The sequence below is a fragment of the Rhodococcus sp. G-MC3 genome (genome assembly GCF_030063335.1).
Lineage (GTDB): Bacteria > Actinomycetota > Actinomycetes > Mycobacteriales > Mycobacteriaceae > Rhodococcoides.
On record NZ_JASISW010000081.1, the window covers coordinates 1 to 1247 of the forward strand.

Genomic DNA, 1247 nt, shown 5'->3' on the forward strand with positions numbered 1-1247 from the left:
CGGGGTTGCCTCGATGCCGTCGCTGCAGATGCACCAGATAGGCATCGTAGATCTCTACCGGTGATTCAGGGGCGGGTGCGTAGTCGGGTGCGAGCTGCATCGAATTCTGCCTTGACGTGTGTCGGAGCGAGATGAATGTATCGGGCTGTGGTGTCGACGTGCGCGTGGCCGAGCAGTGCTTGCATCACTGCCAGATCCACACCGGCTTCGGCCATGGCGGTTCCGAAGGTATGGCGCAGGGCGTGCGGGTGTCCGGCGAGAACACCTGATTTGATCCGGTGGTATCGAAAGATGGTGCGCAGTCCTGCGGCCGTCAAGGACTGTCCCCGGTTCGGCCCTTTAGCGACGAGAAACAGACGTGCACAGTTTGATTCGGGTCTCTCGGTGAGTAGGTATGTTTGGATCAATCCCGCGACTTCGATATCGAGTGGGACGCGGCGCTCTTTGCCGCCTTTGCCGAGCACCCGTATCCACCTGGTGCCGATGTCGATATCGGTGACATCGAGGGTGAGCACTTCACCGGATCTCAATCCGGACAACAACATCAGCCCTGCGATGGAGCGATCTCTCCATGTCCGCAAGCTTGAGAGCAGATCGGTGGTTTCCTTGCGGTCCAATGCCCGCGGGAGCAGTCGTTGTTCACGCAGTCGCAGCGCGGACCGCTTCTTCGGCCGGATGAGGTGGCCGAGGAGGGCGTTGCGTTCTTCTGCGCTCACTCGCCGGGCCTCGCGGCCACTCGGAATGGGACTACGTAGGTCTGGCTCACGCATCGAGCGGAAAGCGAACATGCTGGTCAGGGCGGCGAGTCGATGGTTGATGGTGGTCGCGGAGTATCGATCGAGTCGCTTTCCGGTCATGGACACGACGTTGGCGGGCCGCCCCGAAATCGGAGTCGTTCGGCAGTATCGCATGAAATCCAGCACGGTCTCCACGGTCACCGCGTCGAAATCGATTGTCTCGGAGTCGAGCCACCGACAAAAGGCCAGCAGGTCGTAACCGTAGGCGCGGACGGTGCGCGGTGAGTAGTTACGATCGGAAAGGTAAGCGAGGTAGTCGTTGACCAACGAGTACCTACCGGCGTGGGCCCCGGACAGTGTCCAGGCGACATCGGTGCCGGGTTCGAGATGCAGCGCGTGCTGAATCATCATGAGACAGGTGTAACCCCAACGTCACCGCTAATCAAGCATTTCGCGGGTCGGCGTGTCGATTCGCGGTAACAATCGGGTGGATTAGCCGGTCAACAGGCA

The 1247-nt window shown here is 60.5% G+C and carries 1 protein-coding gene; it reads right to left on the reverse strand.

From position 1 onward, the window contains the following. Positions 1-65: 65 nt before the first annotated feature. Positions 66-1148: a tyrosine-type recombinase/integrase gene (locus tag QMK17_RS26250; RefSeq protein WP_283512216.1), complete on the reverse strand. Its 1083-nt coding sequence runs from the start codon at positions 1146-1148 to the stop codon at positions 66-68. Positions 1149-1247 lie beyond the last annotated feature (99 nt).